Raw genomic sequence first — 15,836 nt, 5'->3', positions numbered from 1 at the left:
GTCGAGAAAATGTCCGGCAGCTGTTGGCTGCCATTACGTCAAATAACTGAATATTAAGCGGAACCGGACGCGGCTCCAGTATGCGGCGGAAGGATATTATCGCGCCGAATGCAAAGCAACGGGAAACAGCGGGCTAACTCCAAAAGCATGATTCAAGAAACCGCTGGGGGGCCTGGCTCCGAAAGCAGCAAACGATAATCCTCAGCCTTTGGGCAGGCGGCATCAGGGCATTTATCGAAGGTTCGGCGCCAGCGCGGCAATTGCTTGCTCCGCGGCGCGCACACCGCTTTCGTAGGCGCCATGCGCGGTCGAGAAGTCCGTCGTATGCGTTGCTTCGCCTGCAAAGAACAGCCGATCGTCGAAGGGACGGGCGAGTGCCGAACGGGCGTCGACTTGTCCCGGCAGAGCGTGGCTATAGGCGCCGCCGATCGACGGGGTGCCCGACCAATCGGAAGCGACAAGGGGATGAAGGCAGCGGCGCACCGACGAGCCGAAAAGTTCGGCGAGCTGGTCGATCGCGCGGGCAAAACCAGCGTCGGATCCGTCGGCTGCGATGGCCCGCGCGCCAGCCCCACCCAGGAAGCATTCGATCACCTGCGAGCCGAACGGGCGGATGTAGTAGGCGCCGGTCGCCGGATCGTGAGCATCACCTATAACATAGCTTTCGGGCGCAAACGGGCTGTCGCCGACAATCTCCAGGAAGAGTTTCTCATTACTGCCGAGCGGCAAGCGAGCAGCAGCGTCACGCCATGGATCGAGCACCGATGGCCAGATGGTCGAGTCTCCGGCAAGAACATTTGTCGATACCGTGCAAATGGCAGCGCGCGGCCGAAGCGTGCCGCTCGATGTCCGAAGCGCAATACGGCGCCCTTCGAACGTCAGGGCTTCGATGGCTGTAGCCAGGTGAAGCTTGATACCGGCCGGAAGGCTCGACGAAATCACCGTGCCGTAGCCGGTCGGCACGCGCCAATTGCAACCGGTCGACGCCATGTTGTAGGCAGCATAGTCCATCGCGGAGATATGCTCGAGCTCGTCACCGCTGATATATCCGCTCAGTGCCTGGAGATAGGCTATCCATGGGCTATCCGGATCCAACGCATCTGATGCGCGGTCGCTGACTGGGGGTGTCGTCGAAATCCGCTCGCTCCATCGCGCAAAGGCGCGTCCAGCTGCCTCCCGTTCCGCTTTCGGAAACCCCAGGTCGCGGAACTGCTCGCCCCATGCTGTGGGGCCTCGGTCGACCACGAAGCCCTTTTCCTCCGCGATGCGGGTCCACGGGTTGCGGTCGGCGGAATGAAGCCAGCCGCAGCCGAGATCGACGGCTGCTACCGGCGTCTCATACGTCCAGGCGCGCCCTCCAAGGCGCGGCAAGGCCTCCAAAATCGATACAGAAAAGCCGCCTCCAGCCAGACGTCGTGCGGCCCCGATACCTGCAGCTCCGGCGCCAATGATTGCTATGTCTGGGTCTGAATTCATTGCGGGGATGGACTCGATGTGGTCACGCATCATGCACCACCCCAAGAATATGGCGCAAGCGGCCAGGTTCGTCTGGTGCGAAAAGTCAGCCCACAGACGCCAGCCTTCTACCGTTTCGCGTTGGCAGGCGCAAAAGAGAAGCCGCCGGGTCGTCCGGCGGCTCTGAAACTGGTAGGGGGCAATCTTCAGCCTTCCGGCGGGGACTCGATCATGCCGAGTGCGTGCAGGTAGGTATCGAGGATAGCTTCCTCTTCCATGCGCTCCTGCTCGTCCTTCTTGCGAAGAGCGACGACTTTTTTCAGGATTTTGGTATCGAAGCCCATGCCCTTGGCTTCGCCGTAGACGTCCTTGATGTCGTCGGCGATGGTCTTCTTTTCTTCTTCCAGCCGTTCAATGCGCTCGATGAAAGCGCGTAGCTGATCGCGGGCGACGCCATGAGCATCGGACATCGTGTTCTCCTGATTTTCTCGTCTTGAATTCGGTGGGGAGTGACTGCCGCGAAGCTGCGCCGCGGTCAAGTCCAATCGGACGTGATGAACCTATTTGTGCGGCTTGTTCAGTTCAAATGCAGTTTTTTGCATCTCCGAGCCTTCGTTCTGATGCAGATTCTTCCAGTCTTCGTAGGGCATGCCGTAGATGATCTCGCGCGATTCGTCCTTCGACAGCGGCACGCCCTCAGCCTCCGCGGCTTCGCGATACCAGTTCGACAGGCAGTTGCGGCAGAAGCCCGCGAGATTCATCAGGTCGATATTCTGAACGTCGGCACGTTCGCGCAAATGAGCGACGAGGCGGCGGAAGGCGGCAGCTTCGAATTCGGTCTGCTGCTTCTTGCTGAGTGCGGTCATCTCGCTCTCCTTCATTCGTAAGGGCCGGTGCGCGACACATGGACATTGTATTCGTGCAGCGCCGGATCGGCATTCATGGCCGCGAAGATCGGAGCCAGGCGTTCGGCCCATTCGCAAACGCCGGCCTCGTTTTGGATCAGGTCCTGACGGACCTCGAGCAGGGCATGCGGTATGCCGGTGACCATGCAGTGCCGGTACATCGTATCGCCTTTGAGCGCGCCGTCATACGGTTCGTTGTCACCGATCATGAGATCGGGACTGCGCCTCAGCATGTCAAGCAGCGGGGCGACGGCGCGATGGTCGCTGTCCCAGAGGACGGCGGCATGCCATGGCCGCGGAACGCCTTTCCAGGCCGGCGTATAGGAATGAAGCGAGAGCACGAGCGGCGCCTTGCCGGTCGTATTGGCGACCTTGTCGATCGTTCCGGAGACGGCGTTGTGGTAGGGCCGGTGGAACTCCTTGATGCGGTAGTCCCACTCCTCATCCGTGATCGGATGATTGCCGGGAATGATCGCACCGTCGGAGATCTTCATGATCAGCGTTGGGTCGTCCTCACCGCGGTTGGGGTCGATCAGAAGACGCGAAAAGCCGCCGAGAACGGCTGGAACCCCCAGCCTCGCGGAAAGCTCTCTCGCCAAACCTTCTATGCCGATGTCATAGGCGATATGGCGGGAAAAGGCGGATTGGGGAAGCCCGAGCCTGCCATACCGCTCAGGAAGCCGATTCATTGCGTGATCGCCGAGAATCACCATGCCGCTGTCATGATTTCCAGGTAAAATTTCGAAAGGTTTGAAGGGGTTCATCAGGAAATGCCGATCGTCATTTGGCGCTCGCCGTCACTGATCGCATGCAGATGGGCCAAGTTCAAGCGCGATACGGGGCAGCCTATGGCAGGTCGCCGTTCACGAGGAGGTTACGAAAGGAATATAATCGATTAGCATCGCGTTGACATTCGTTTGATGGCAGCGCAAGAAGGCACGGACAACGAATAACCGTGGGAGCCATTCGGAAGCCGTGTTGATGCAAGCCGCACCAAGTTTCCTCACCCGGTCCGGGATTGCCCGTTTCGCCTTGTTTGCATTCGCTGCCCTCTCACCGTTTTTCGCTGCCGATGCTGCCCGCGCCGATTTCCGCGTCTGCAACGGCACGCAGAACCTCGTGGGTGTGGCGATCGGATACCGTGCCAAGGACGGGTGGATCACTGAAGGCTGGTGGCAGGTCCCTGCAACGACCTGCGCGACGCTGATCGAAGGAGAATTGCAGTCACGATACTATTATCTCTACGCAGAGGATGCCGCGCGGGGGGGACGTTGGACGGGTGACATCCAGATGTGCGTAGCGGAAAACGAGTTCAAGATCACGGGCGTGAAGGACTGCTATGCCCGCGGTTATCAGAGGATGGGATTCAAGGAATACGACACGGGCCGCCAGGGCAGCTGGATGGTCCAACTTTCCGACACTCCCGGCACGCAAGAAAGCCCGAATTGATGAAGCGTAACCGCAAAGTGAAAATCCTCGCGACGCTCGGCCCCGCCTCGAGCGATGAAGCGATGATCGAAAAGCTGCACCAGGCCGGTGCCGACGTTTTCCGCATCAACATGAGCCATGCAAGCCATGACGTGATGCGCACGCTGATCGAGCGCATCCGTGCGGTAGAGGCGCGCTCCGGCCGCCCGATCGGCATCCTCGCCGATTTGCAAGGGCCGAAGCTTCGCGTCGGAAAGTTTGCGGAAACCAAGGTTGAGCTGAAGCCCGGCCAGACCTTTACGCTCGACAACAATGACGCACCCGGTGATGCAAGCCGCGTCTTCCTGCCGCATCCGGAAATTCTGGAAGCCGTCAAGCCCGGCCACCGCCTGCTGATCGATGATGGCAAGCTCGCATTGCGCGCCGAAAAGTGCGACGGCAAGAGCATCGTCACGACGGTCATTTCCGGCACGAAGATTTCGGACCGTAAGGGCATCAGCCTCCCCGACACGTTGCTCGGCGTCGGTGTTCTGACGGACAAGGACCGCATCGATCTCGATGCCGTTCTGGCGACCGATGATGTCGACTGGGTCGCGCTTTCTTTCGTGCAGCGCCCGGAAGATCTCGCGGAGGTCCGCAAGATCGCCAGGGGCCGGGTCGGCCTGATGTCGAAGATCGAAAAGCCGCAGGCAATCGAGCGCATCGAAGAAATCATCGAACTCTCCGATGCCTTGATGGTTGCCCGCGGCGATCTCGGCGTCGAGATGCCGCTCGAATCCGTCCCGGGCATCCAGAAGCAGCTGATCCGCGCCTGCCGCCGCTCCGGCAAGCCGGTCGTCGTCGCGACCCAGATGCTGGAATCGATGATCTCAGCGCCGGTGCCGACGCGCGCCGAAGTGTCGGACGTTGCGACCGCCGTTTTCGAGGGTGCGGATGCCGTCATGCTTTCGGCTGAATCCGCCTCGGGCGACTATCCGGTCGAAGCCGTCGCGACGATGGCGTCGATCGCCACCGCCATTGAGCGTGAACCGCATTATCCGGGCATCATTTATGCTCAGCGCGCCCAGCCGGAAGCGACCGGCGCCGATGCGATTTCGCTCGCCGCCCGTCAGATTGCCGAGACGTTGAAGCTTTCCGCGATCGTCTGTTACACCTCGTCGGGCACGACGGGGCTGCGCGCGTCGCGCGAGCGTCCGCAGGTGCCGGTTCTGGCGCTCTCGCCGATCATCAAGACGGCCCGGCGGCTGGCGATCGTCTGGGGTCTGCACTGTGTCGTCACGCACGACGCGACGGACCTCGACGACATGGTGAACCGGGCCTGCCGCATCGTCGCCGGCGAGGGTTTCGGCAAGCCGGGCGACCGTATCATCATTTCGGCTGGCGTGCCTCTCGGAACGCCCGGCGCCACCAACATGCTGCGCATCGCCTATATCGGCTCCGATGGCCAAAGCGGCATCTGATCCATTTGCATTCAATCGAACAAAAGCCCGTTGCTTTGGAAGGCAACGGGCTTTTTCGTTTTCTGCTTGATCGCGGTCCAGGCAAATGCAAGCTTCCGGTATCCGAGCTCCGGAGGGACTTATGGATATCGTCACGCTTTTCGCTTTCGCTGGGGTTTCCTTCGTCGGTATCGCGACGCCGGGGCCGACCGTGCTCCTGGCGCTGACCAATGGGTCGCGTTACGGTACGCGCCGGGCGATCGCCGGCATGGTGGGTGCCGTGCTTTCCGATTTCGTGCTGATCGGGGCTGTGGCGATCGGTCTCGGCGCGCTTCTTGCGGCCTCCGAGTTCTGGTTCTCGGTGCTGAAATATGCAGGTGCTGCCTATCTTGCCTTTCTCGGCATCATGATGCTGCGCTCGAAGGGAACGATCGATACGACCGTGAACGCGGAGGCCGCCGGCGGCGCCGGTTCGACCTTTGCGATCGGAGTGAAAAGCTTCACGGTGGCGGTCACCAACCCGAAAGGCTACCTGTTCTTCTCGGCCTTCCTGCCGCAGTTCATCGATCCTTCGCTGCCGCAGCCGGTCCAATATGCGGTGCTTGCCGTCATCTTCGCCTCGCTCGATTTCGCAATCATGTTCGCATACGCCATCTTCGGCTCGCAGGCTGTCCGCCTGCTCAAGAATTCCGGCGCCATGTGGCTCGACCGTATCAGCGGCGGAGCACTCATTGCGCTTGCCGGATCGCTGGCATTTTATCGGCGCGCGACGACCTGACTTACGGCAGGGAAACATGCCCGACGCGATAGATCTGGTCGCCGTTGGAGATCAATGGCATGTCGCGATAAAGCGTGAAGCGTACAAGGCTCCAGCCGGACGGCTCGAAGGCGGATATCAAAGCCAGCACGCCGCCTCGTGCCGCTTCCGCATGTGACCGCGCGACCTCCTCCCGGCGGATTTCGGCAAGCGGTGCGTAGGGAGGGATCGGCAGAATATCGCGGCTTGCAAAGTTTGCGGCTCTCAAGTCCGCCACCTCGGCATTCCATACGATCCAGTGCCTTACCTGCGGCCAGCCGAAAGACTGCGTCAGCGCCTCGAAGCCCGGTCCTGTCAGGAAATCGCTCGCGCCTTCCGGCTTCTGCCAAAGATAGAATGGCGCATAGAGGTTCTCCCGGCTGCCGAATTCGCCTTTGCGCGCGCTGAGATAGGCCTTGAATCCGAGATTCGGGAAGCCGTCCAGCATCGGCCCCTTGTCGCGGATCCGGCGATCGATGATCGCCATGTCGTAGTCCGAAGGCAGGGTGAAGCTGTATTGCATGGCGATCATCGGGACGTCTCCATGGACTCGAAGGCGCGACGTTCCCAACCGGGTTCGGTCATCTGCGCCTTGCCGCCGCCGAACGACCATTCGTCCTCCGACGTAGTCGTCACGACGATCATCACATCCTCTGCCCTCAGGCCCGGCGACTCGCCAAGGAGTTCGACTGCTCGCTTGAAGAACGCCTTACGGGTTTCCGTTGAACGTGGCTTTCCTGCGGTGATTGCGATGAGCGTGAAATCATCCGAGCGAGGGCCGCTTAGATAATGCCGGTCGAAAATCAATTCGCCGGGCTCGTGCTGATGAATGACTTGAAAACGATCGTTCGGAGGGACGTTAAACGTCTCGACCAGGGCGCGGTGAATACCGTCTGAAAGCGCATGGAGATAGTCTCGCGACTTGCCTTTCAGGAGGGAGATTCGAACGAAGGGCATTTGTGCCTCCTTATCGTGAATTCTTGACAGGAGGAGCATCGCACGGCACGATAATGCATAAAATCAGAATTTTGTGGACAAATAGTCCTGAAAAACAGGATTAAGCGATGCGCAGGACGAACTTCGACCTCGATGTACTGCGAACCTTCGCGACCGGAATGGAACTCGGCAACTTCGCCAAGGCGGCGGATCGGCTGGGGCGCTCCACGTCGGCCGTCAGCGCGCAGTTGAAGAAACTGGAGGAGCAAGCCGGTACGCCGATTTTTCGCAAGGCGGGCCGTGGTCTGGCGCTGACGGAGGCGGGCGAGACGATGCTCGCCTACGCCCGGCGGCTGCTCGAACTCAACGATGAAGCGGCAGCGGCCGTCCACAGCGTCGAGCTGGAAGGCTGGGTGCGGCTTGGCCTACAGGAGGATTTCGGCGAAAACCTGCTGCCTGATGTTCTCGGCCGTTTTGCCCGCGCCCATCCGAAGGTGCGGATCGAGGCGCGAGTCGTTCGCAACGCGGAACTGCTCGAACGGGTCACGACAGGAAAACTCGATCTGGCGCTAGCCTGGAGCGATCGAACCCTGACCGCACATTGCGAAAAGATCGGCGAGGTGCCGATGCGCTGGATCGGTCCTGCCGTAGGCGTGCCCGGCTGGAACGCCGAAAGCGGCGAGCCGCTGCCGCTCGCCTCGCTGGAGGCGCCATGCGTGCTGCGGACAGCCGCGACCAATGCGCTCGACCGCGCAAACATTGCCTGGCGGCTGGCCTTCGTTAGCCCCAGTCTCGGCGGGTTGTGGGCTGCGACTGCGGCCGGGTTGGGCGTGACTATACGCACACCGATCGGGTTGCCGGCAAAGGTGAGGCCGCTGAAGCCCGCGGCACTGGGATTGCCGGAGCTACCGTCGCTAGGCCTCGTGCTTCATCGCGCGGAAGCCGACCCCGATCCGGCGACGGCACGGCTTGCTTCCATCGTGCTGCAGGCGGTGCGCGAGGCGATCTTAGATTTTGTGCCTCAGCGAATACCGGAGAGTGCGTAGGCGGTGACTTTCAATTGTGCATGAGCCCAGTCACCGTGGCAGCATCCGCCGGAATGCGGCAGCGGCCATCGCTGCCAACTGTTCGTGAATTTCTTTCCGGCTGCGATCCCCTGTTTCGTCGCAGAGTGGTTCTTCTCCCTCTTTCCGAAGGATGTCCGGCGCGTCGTTTTTGCATTCGCTGAAGGCGTCGTATCGCGTGGCGTCGGGCACGGTGTCGTAATTTGCAGTGGCGATTCTTCCCGCAAGGCCGGCGGCGTTGAGCCCGGGCCAGATGGTGTCGGCATTTCCGAGATTAACGATGTCGACTGGAACGGAGATATCGGCCAGACTTTCCGGAGTGAAGTTCGCGCTTAGTTCGGGATCGACAAGGAAGATCGCCCTGATGCGGCTGTCGAGATGGGAGCGGGCGAGGCGGCTAGCATCGACAGCGCGGAGATCGACACCTGTTCGCGCGAAATCGGCGCAATCCACTCCTGTTCCGCCAGGATCGCAGGAACGCATGAAATTCTCTGAGTCGAAACGTGCGCCGGCGAGCGCGAGAGCGGACGTGCCTCCGACCAGGAAGCCGAGCACGCCGACCCTCTTTGTATCGATCCGGCCCGACAGGGACATATCAGCTTCGAGGGCGGTGAGTGTCGCTGAAAGGTCTGCTGGCCTTAGCCAGATCTCGTCCAGGAGTTCTTGCGGCGCCTGGGTGTGAGGGTCCGGTTGCCTGAGCATTGCTACGGCAAAGCCGCTTGCGGCCAGTCGCGACGCCATCCATGCGCCGATATTCGGACCTGACTTCAACCCGCCGTGAGAAAGGAGGATGAGAGGCCAGGAGCCCGCAGCGGCGGGAGCGTTAAGCCGCGCGGTGACGCCTTGGAAGAGGGCGTTATCGCCTATCAGCATCTCCGTTCCGCCCGCAGTCGGAGGATACCAGAGCGTGATTTGCATCGTTTCGTGCCGTGCGGGAACAGGGACGGAAAGGTTGCTGACGCCGACTATGTCGGTAGCCTTGATCTGTGTCAGAGGCAGCATTACGACAGTAGCCGTCGCAACGAGAAGAAAAAGCGTATGTTTCATATGAAGGCCTCGGGCTTGGAGACCGCGACGCAGCGGCCTTAGCGATTTGCGTCACAGTCCACGCGGTCGCGACCTCGAACATAATCAAGGTCGTTCACAATCGTGATCTGGGGCGGGCACCCCGAGGAATTGCCGACCCGAAAAGGTCGCAGAATCATTGTCGCGCGACCGTTTTCTGAGGTCGAAGCCTGAAAATCAGGATGCGCTGGTCAAGCTATGTGGGCGAGTAGGGCGTCTCAGCCGAAACGTGCTAACGCTGCGGCAAAGACGTGCGTATCGACATTGCCGCCCGATGTCACTGCGATGATATTGTCGCTTTCAAGCGCGTCGCCATGGAAGAGCGCGGCAGCGAGCGCGACCGCCCCGCCGGGCTCAACGACAATCTTCAGCCGCTTGAAAGCGAGCGCCATAGACCTCAGCGCCTCCTCGTCGGTGACGACGATGCCGGCGCCGGCGAGCCTCTGCAGGATCGGGAAGGTGATCTTGCCGGGTTCCGGTGTCATGATCGCATCGCAGATCGTGCCCGTCATCACTGCGTTGCGTTCGATCTTGCCGGAGGCCAGCGAACGCGTGGTGTCGTCGAAGTTCTCCGGCTCGCAGGGCCGCACGGTGAAGCCCGGCGCGCTTGCCTCAAGCGCCAGCGCGATGCCGGACGTCAGTCCGCCACCGCCGCAGGGAACGAGGACTTCCGCCGACTTCACGCCTTCCTCATCTGCCTGCTCGGCAATTTCAAGCCCGGTCGTGCCCTGTCCGGCAATCACCAACGGTTCGTCGAAAGGCTTGATCAGCGTCAGGCCGCGTTCCGCCGAGAACCGGGCGCCGATCGCGTCGCGATCCCCATTTTCGCGATCGTACAGCACTACTTCGGCGCCAAAGGCGCGGGTATTGTCGATCTTCAGTGCGGGCGCGTCCGACGGCATGATGATGACGGAGGGAATGCCGTGAAGCTTTGCGGCAAGGGCGACGCCCTGGGCATGGTTGCCGGAGGAAAAGGCGATGACGCCTTTCGCACGCACTGCAGGATCGAGGCCGGAAACGGCTGACCAGCCGCCGCGGAACTTGAACGACCCCGAATGCTGCAGGCATTCCGCCTTTACGAACACATGCCTTCCGGCAATCTCGTTAAGGAACGGAGAGGAAAGAAGCGGCGTTCGCCGTGCATGGCCCCGGAGGCGGGCGCGGGCGGCGACGATCATTTCAATGCTGGCCATTATGAGCTCTTTCGGCTGATGGTTCGCCCATGCATATGATGCCCGCGATCCATTGTGAACGCCGATTTTGTCACGGTGACACAAAAGCCGGCGCTTTCGCATCAACGGTGTCAGCCATGCCGCTGCGCCGCCGGAATTCTGTGGGACTGGTGCCGGTCACGCGCAGGAACTCGCGATTGAAGTTCGATTTGCTGATGAAGCCGGAATCGAACATCACGCGCGTCACCGGTTCATCCGTCTTGATCAGTTGATCGCATGCCGAGCGGATGCGGAATTCATTGACATATTGCGAAACGCTGACGCCATGGATGCGGTTGACGGCAATCGATACGCGGCGGGCAGGCAGGCTCATCTTTCGGGCGATACGGTTGAGATTGAGCTCGGGATCGCGATAGATCTCGCGGGATTGCATCAATGCGTTGAGGGAGGCGGCAACCGCGCCGTCCTTTTCCGTCGGCATCGTTGGCGGGGCGGGGGGCGTTTCCGGGCTCTGCTCTTCAGCCGGTTGGCCGCCGCTGGCGATGGACGCGGCGCCTCCGAGAATGAGGAGCGTGATGACGTTTCCGAGTGCCACGATGGCACCGCCATGCGTGCCGCCAGTACGGTCAAAATCCAGACTGATGAAGATATCGGCGAACGCCGCGGCAATGAGCGCCGTTGCGGTGGTCAGAAGCGAACGATAGGAAAGCAGCGCGCCGTCCAGCCGCGAGGCGATAAGTCCGTCCGGGCCATGGCGCGCGAGCCAGAGCAGGGCGGCTCCGTAGCCAAGGAAGATGAGGATCAAGGCAAGGCCCATCGGCTCGTGCCAGAAGAGCAGTAGCGTGGCGACGAGAATCGCTGGAAGGGCGTGCGGCCACAGCCGGGCGAATGAGGGAGGCCCTTCCAGCGTAAGGCTCCGGAAACTGACCCAGGCAAGTGCGGCGATCACAGCGGCCAGAATGGCCTGCGCCGGCATGATCGCGAGGACGTTGTAGCCCCAGCGAATTCCGATCAGCACGGACTGCAGCGCATAGATGCCGATGAGAAGCAGGAATGGCCGCTTCTCCGGCGCATGCCAGTCCTCCTGCCGCAGCAGACGGATCAGCACAATGAAGAGCAGCAGGGCAACGACGAAGGGAAGCGGAATAAAGATCATGAGGCGGCGTCCGGATGGATGGGTCGATATCAGCACGAAAATGGCCTCGATCGCAATTGCGGGCGACCCGGATCACGATTGAGGTCTCAACAGGAAGGGCAGGAGGTCACTTTCTTCGGGCCAGTCGCTTCGACGGCGCCATCAAGGAAAAAGCCGATGTCGATAATCCTGTCCATTCCCCTGTTTTTCATGATGCTGGTTTCCAGTTTCGCCGATGTGAGGCCGGCCGGCGAGACCTTCGATATTTCCAGCATCCGCACGATCGTGATCACTGGCGACGCAAGCTCGATCAAGATCACCACAAAGTCGGATGAGCCCTATCGCACGAGGACCAGCGGACGTCGGAGCGGCTGGTTCTCATCCTGGTATTCGAACTGGTTCTTCAATATCTGCAAGGACGAAACCCGCGTGGAGCTCGAGGGAGCGACGCTGACGATCGACGTGATGATGTCGGCCTGGAGCGACATTGCCGATTGTTCGCCGGAAGTGTCGGCCAATATTCCGCCCGGCAGCGCAGTGCGCATAGAGCAGCAGGCGTTCATGGCGAAACTGAGCGGCGACTTCGCAAGCCTTGGCACATCGGGAAAGGCTGCGGACATCACGCTTGATGGCCACGCTTCCGCAGTCGATATCTCCGGCGCAGCGGTGCGCGCGAGCCTCACCTACGATGCCGTCAAACGCGACGAGAAGATCGAGATCGCTGCACAATCGCTCGATGCCTATCTTGGCTTCGGCAAGGACGTGCCGGTCGATTATACCGTGATCGCCAAGGCATCCTACATTGACAGCCTCGTTCCGAGTGTTCCGGGCGCACGCCCGCTGGTGAATATCAGAGGCGATTATGTACGCGCCCGGATCCGCTGATGCGGCAGGCGGCTCAATAGCCGTTTGCCGAACCCTCGATGGCGCGGCTGTCCATCGCACCGTAGTAGCGTGGGCCGCCACCCTTCTCGATATCGGAAAGGCTCTTGCCGCCGACAAGGATGCCGGCCGCTTGGCCCCATTGGGGCGGGCCGCTGCCATCGTCGAAGCTGTAGCCCATTGCGGCGAGCGTCTTTACCGTATCCGGAGACAGGGTATAGGGTTCGAGGTAGATCTTGTCCGGCTGCCATTGATGATGAATGCGCGGTGCGTTGACGGCCTGGCTGATGTCCATGCCGAAGTCGATGACGTTCAGGATCGCTTCCAGCGTGATAGTAATGATGCGTGAGCCGCCGGGGCTGCCGATCACCATGAAGGGCTTGCCGTCCCTGGAGATGATCGTCGGGCTCATGGAAGAGAGCGGCGTCTTCTTCGGCGCGATGGCGTTGGCCTCGCCCTGGACAAGCCCGTAGAGGTTCGGCACGCCGGGCTTTGAGGTGAAGTCGTCCATCTCGTTGTTGAGCAGGATGCCGGTGCCGGGGGCGACCACTCCGGCGCCGAAGGAACCGTTCAGGGTATAGGTCACGGCGACCGCGTTGCCCTCGTCGTCGATGATCGAATAATGGGTCGTTTCAACGCTTTCCTTGGCGCCGAGCGGCTTCAGGTCGGCGGATTTGCCGGCCTTATAGGGATCGGTCTTCTCACGGATTTCCTTGGCATAGGCTTTGTCCAGAAGCTTCGAAACCGGATTGTCGACGAAGTCCGGATCGCCAAGCGCGGCGTTGCGATCGACATAGGCGTAGCGCATCGCCTCGACCATGGCACGGACTGTCTCGGCCGAGCCGTATCCCATGTAGGAAAGCGGGTAGCCCTCGAGCACGTTCAGGATCTCGCAGATGATGACGCCGCCGGAAGAGGGCGGCGGCGAGGAGACGATGTCATAGCCGCGGTAGTTGCACTCGACCGGCTTCAGTTCGCGCACGGCATATTGCTCGAAATCTTCCTTGGCGAGCACGCCACCTTTCGCCTGGCTTGCCTTGACGATCGCCTCGGCAGGTGCCGCCTTGTAGAAGGCGTCCGTGCCCTTCTCGGAAATGCCGGACAGCACGGCGGCGAGTTCGGGCTGCACAAGCTTTTCCCCGGCGGAGTAAGGCTTGCCGTCCGGCTTCAGGAATATCGTTGCGGCGGCCTCGTCTTTGGCGAGCCGCTTGGCGCTGGAGGCGAGGGTTGCGGCGTCGCCTTGTTCCAGCGTAAAGCCTTCCTTGGCAAAGCGGATCGCAGGCGCCAGCAACTCGGCACGGGATTTGGTGCCGTATCTTTCGCGGGCGGTCTCGAAACCCATGACCGAGCCCGGCACGCCGACGGCGAGATAGCCGTCCAGGCTGGCGCGCGGAACCATATTGCCCTTGGCGTCGAGATACATGGTCTTCGTGGCCGCAAGCGGAGCCCGCTCGCGGAAATCGAGGAAGGTCGTCTTGCCGTCCTTGAGCCGGATCGTCATGAAGCCGCCGCCGCCGATATTGCCCGCCGTCGGATAGACGACCGCCAGCGCGTAGCCGACCGCCACTGCCGCATCCACGGCATTGCCGCCGCCTTTCAGGATTTCGACGCCGACATCGGTCGCCAGATGCTGGGCGGTGACGACCATGCCGTGTTCGGCTTCCACCGGCGCAGGTGAAGCCGCAAAAGCAAGCGCGAGCGGCGAGGCAACGAAAGCAAAAACAGTGAACAGCGAAATGGCTTTAATGCGCAGGCGTTCCATTGTTCCCCTCCAAACTATCAAATTATGCGAAGGGATATGGTTTCGTTTTCACAGCGCGCAAGCCCGCTCAGGCAGCAATTGCGCTGCCGCCTGATAGCCGTTCTTCGGCCTTGCGCGCCGCGGCTTGCAGATCGCGCGGCATTCCAGCGATCTTTTCAAGCGCGGCAATGGCGACATCAGTCGCGAGATAGTCAGGCTTATGGCCGACTCCCCTGATCCTCACCAGTTCCGAGCCGGCAATGTCGCGGGCGAGGGCTTGAGAATGGAGATGCTCTAAGACGATGCCGTCGCTGTCGCCGGTAATGATGACGGTCGGCGCCGTGATGCGCGTATAGAAGGGCGATTGCGCCTTCAGATATTCGAGCAACCTGATGAAATCGGTGGCGTTGGCATGAAAGGTCTTCGGTCGCAACACCAGCGATGGCCCAGTCTTCGCGATGTAATCGGCCGGGCGCGGGTTGGGCCGGAAGACATTAAGCGTGACCTGTTCCAGCCGCCACAGGCCCAATGGCACGACGACGACGCGATTGAAGAGCCAGCCGATCACCGGCGCGGTTGCGATATGGTGGTACCAGTCGATACCTCCCGGCCAAGGATGCGTTGCCGGGGCAAGGAAGAGGAGGCCGGCTGTCTTTTCTGGGTGATGCACGCCAAAGGCCGCGGCGATCGCGCCGCCGAAGGAGTGGCCGACGATAATTGCCTTTTCAATCCCGCGCTTCTCCATGAGTTTCGCGATCGCATCCGCCTGGCCGGAGGGAAAGGCGTTTTCCGGCCCGCCGCGTTCCGAATAGCCATGTCCGGGACGATCGACGAAGAGCATTTCCGCGCGGCCCTCGAGCGGAAGCATGAAGGCCCCGGTCTGGTCGAGCAGATTGCCGCTCGCACCATGGATAAAGACCAGCGGAGGAAGATCGGCGGTGGCGGGGCGGGGGATGTGGACGGCATTCAACTTGTAGCCGCCGATATCTGTCAGTTCGCCGGCATTGGGAAATGCTTGTTCGAACTGGCGGGCTTTGTAAGACGAGTAGCCGACGGCGGCAGCGATGGGGGCGAGAAGGGTGGAAATTTCGGCAAGCATGGCTTTGAACCGGCAACAGTTACGGCACCGATTCTAAGATTGCGCATGCCGGTCCGGCGTCAAGGTCATGTCCGGCTTCCGGCGAGTTTTTCGGACAGGGTATTCGCCTGCTGCTGCGCCGCGCGATTTGCGGGATAGACCTCCAGGAAGCGTTCCCAGGCTTTCAGGGTCAGTTGGTCATTGCCGGACATATTGAGAATCGTCGCCAACCCCGAGAGCGCACCGAAGTGGCGCGGCTCGAGATCGAGCACCTGCTCGATGTCTGACATCGACTTTCGATAGTTGCCCATGGCGTAATTCAGCGTCGCGCGGCGGTTCCAGCTTTCGGCATAGTCAGGTTTCAGCGCGATCGCCTGATCGAGGAAATCGAGGGCCGCAGGACTGCGCTTTTCTTCGATCGCCTTGTCGGCCCACTGCATCAGCAAGTTCACCGTGGCGCTGCCAGAATCATTCCATTCGAGGCGTATTTCCTCGGCAATGCTGCTCGCCTTGTCGGGATCGCGCTCGCGCTTCAGCTGGGCATAGAGATTGTCGAGACGCTGTTTCGGGGAGGCGTTGGCATCCGGCTGCTCGACGATAACCTCCTTCTCCGCGGCGGCGGCAGGGATGGCGGGAGCAAGGAAACCGAGAGCAAGCGGCAGTGCCGCGCAGGTGAAAGCAAAAAAGCGCATGGCGGACAATGTAGCCCGCCAGCGCCGAAGATCAAAGAAAATTTGATG

Annotated in this window: 17 protein-coding genes; 5 read left to right on the top strand and 12 right to left on the bottom strand. The window is 61.1% G+C overall.

From position 1 onward, the window contains the following. Nucleotides 1-231: 231 nt before the first annotated feature. The 4 genes from N2599_RS14680 to N2599_RS14665 all read right to left on the bottom strand — a co-directional run bounded on the left by N2599_RS14680 (nt 232) and on the right by N2599_RS14665 (nt 3,124). Entirely contained in the window at nt 232-1,509 is a 1,278-nt protein-coding gene (locus N2599_RS14680) for a flavin monoamine oxidase family protein (RefSeq protein ID WP_245209202.1), read from the bottom strand. Nucleotides 1,510-1,661: 152 nt separating this feature from the next. Continuing rightward, complete coding sequence (locus tag N2599_RS14675; protein ID WP_003585771.1) at nt 1,662-1,925, bottom strand: DUF2312 domain-containing protein; 264 nt, start codon at nt 1,923-1,925, stop codon at nt 1,662-1,664. Nucleotides 1,926-2,015: 90 nt separating this feature from the next. Beyond that, nucleotides 2,016-2,321: a DUF1244 domain-containing protein gene (locus N2599_RS14670; RefSeq protein ID WP_027508051.1), complete on the bottom strand. Its 306-nt coding sequence runs from the start codon at nt 2,319-2,321 to the stop codon at nt 2,016-2,018. 11 nt (nt 2,322-2,332) lie between these two features. Next, complete coding sequence (locus tag N2599_RS14665; RefSeq protein ID WP_027508052.1) at nt 2,333-3,124, bottom strand: N-formylglutamate amidohydrolase; 792 nt, start codon at nt 3,122-3,124, stop codon at nt 2,333-2,335. A gap of 217 nt (nt 3,125-3,341) precedes the next feature. Between N2599_RS14665 and N2599_RS14660 the strand changes: the two genes are divergently transcribed. The 3 genes from N2599_RS14660 (at nt 3,342) to N2599_RS14650 (ending at nt 6,005) form a co-directional block, all read left to right on the top strand. After that, nucleotides 3,342-3,809 (top strand): DUF1036 domain-containing protein, encoded by a 468-nt coding sequence (locus N2599_RS14660; RefSeq protein ID WP_051336433.1) that lies wholly within the window; start codon nt 3,342-3,344, stop codon nt 3,807-3,809. After that, entirely contained in the window at nt 3,809-5,248 is a 1,440-nt protein-coding gene (pyk, locus tag N2599_RS14655; protein WP_027508054.1) for a pyruvate kinase, read from the top strand. The genes N2599_RS14660 and pyk overlap by 1 nt, the downstream gene beginning before the upstream one ends. Nucleotides 5,249-5,369: 121 nt before the next feature. Then, nucleotides 5,370-6,005: a LysE family translocator gene (locus N2599_RS14650; RefSeq protein ID WP_027508055.1), complete on the top strand. Its 636-nt coding sequence runs from the start codon at nt 5,370-5,372 to the stop codon at nt 6,003-6,005. A gap of 1 nt (nt 6,006) precedes the next feature. Here the strand turns inward: N2599_RS14650 and N2599_RS14645 are convergent, their stop codons facing one another. Both N2599_RS14645 and N2599_RS14640 read right to left on the bottom strand, forming a co-directional pair. Continuing rightward, on the bottom strand, nt 6,007-6,555 hold the full coding sequence (locus N2599_RS14645; protein WP_027508056.1) for a DUF4865 family protein: 549 nt from the start codon (nt 6,553-6,555) through the stop codon (nt 6,007-6,009). Beyond that, entirely contained in the window at nt 6,552-6,980 is a 429-nt protein-coding gene (locus N2599_RS14640) for a tautomerase family protein (RefSeq protein ID WP_027508057.1), read from the bottom strand. The genes N2599_RS14645 and N2599_RS14640 overlap by 4 nt, the downstream gene beginning before the upstream one ends. Nucleotides 6,981-7,087: 107 nt before the next feature. On the opposite strand from N2599_RS14640, the gene N2599_RS14635 reads away from it, so the two are divergent. Beyond that, nucleotides 7,088-8,005 carry a LysR substrate-binding domain-containing protein gene (locus N2599_RS14635; protein WP_027508058.1) on the top strand — a complete coding sequence of 306 codons (918 nt, stop codon included), beginning with the start codon at nt 7,088-7,090 and terminating at the stop codon, nt 8,003-8,005. Nucleotides 8,006-8,035: 30 nt separating this feature from the next. Here the strand turns inward: N2599_RS14635 and N2599_RS14630 are convergent, their stop codons facing one another. The 3 genes from N2599_RS14630 to N2599_RS14620 form a co-directional block, all read right to left on the bottom strand. Further along, a complete protein-coding gene (locus N2599_RS14630; protein ID WP_027508059.1) occupies nt 8,036-9,070 on the bottom strand; it encodes an alpha/beta hydrolase family protein in 1,035 nt (344 codons plus the stop codon). A 236-nt stretch (nt 9,071-9,306) separates the two neighbouring features. Further along, nucleotides 9,307-10,281 carry a threonine ammonia-lyase gene (locus N2599_RS14625; protein ID WP_027508060.1) on the bottom strand — a complete coding sequence of 325 codons (975 nt, stop codon included), beginning with the start codon at nt 10,279-10,281 and terminating at the stop codon, nt 9,307-9,309. A gap of 70 nt (nt 10,282-10,351) precedes the next feature. Next, entirely contained in the window at nt 10,352-11,416 is a 1,065-nt protein-coding gene (locus tag N2599_RS14620) for a helix-turn-helix domain-containing protein (protein ID WP_027508061.1), read from the bottom strand. Nucleotides 11,417-11,572: 156 nt separating this feature from the next. Here N2599_RS14620 and N2599_RS14615 point away from each other — a divergent pair, with 156 nt between their 5' ends. Beyond that, nucleotides 11,573-12,280, top strand: coding sequence for a hypothetical protein (locus N2599_RS14615; RefSeq protein ID WP_027508062.1), 708 nt, complete (start codon nt 11,573-11,575; stop codon nt 12,278-12,280). 13 nt (nt 12,281-12,293) lie between these two features. Here the strand turns inward: N2599_RS14615 and ggt are convergent, their stop codons facing one another. The 3 genes from ggt to N2599_RS14600 all read right to left on the bottom strand — a co-directional run bounded on the left by ggt (nt 12,294) and on the right by N2599_RS14600 (nt 15,797). Beyond that, nucleotides 12,294-14,039 (bottom strand): gamma-glutamyltransferase, encoded by a 1,746-nt coding sequence (gene ggt / locus N2599_RS14610; RefSeq protein WP_027508063.1) that lies wholly within the window; start codon nt 14,037-14,039, stop codon nt 12,294-12,296. Between the two features lie 67 nt (nt 14,040-14,106). Continuing rightward, nucleotides 14,107-15,117: an alpha/beta hydrolase gene (locus N2599_RS14605; protein ID WP_051336434.1), complete on the bottom strand. Its 1,011-nt coding sequence runs from the start codon at nt 15,115-15,117 to the stop codon at nt 14,107-14,109. Nucleotides 15,118-15,182: 65 nt separating this feature from the next. Continuing rightward, complete coding sequence (locus N2599_RS14600) at nt 15,183-15,797, bottom strand: tetratricopeptide repeat protein (protein ID WP_027508064.1); 615 nt, start codon at nt 15,795-15,797, stop codon at nt 15,183-15,185. Nucleotides 15,798-15,836 lie beyond the last annotated feature (39 nt).

This window comes from Rhizobium sullae (assembly GCF_025200715.1).
GTDB lineage: Bacteria > Pseudomonadota > Alphaproteobacteria > Rhizobiales > Rhizobiaceae > Rhizobium > Rhizobium sullae.
This window is presented reverse-complemented; position numbering and strand designations above follow the sequence as displayed.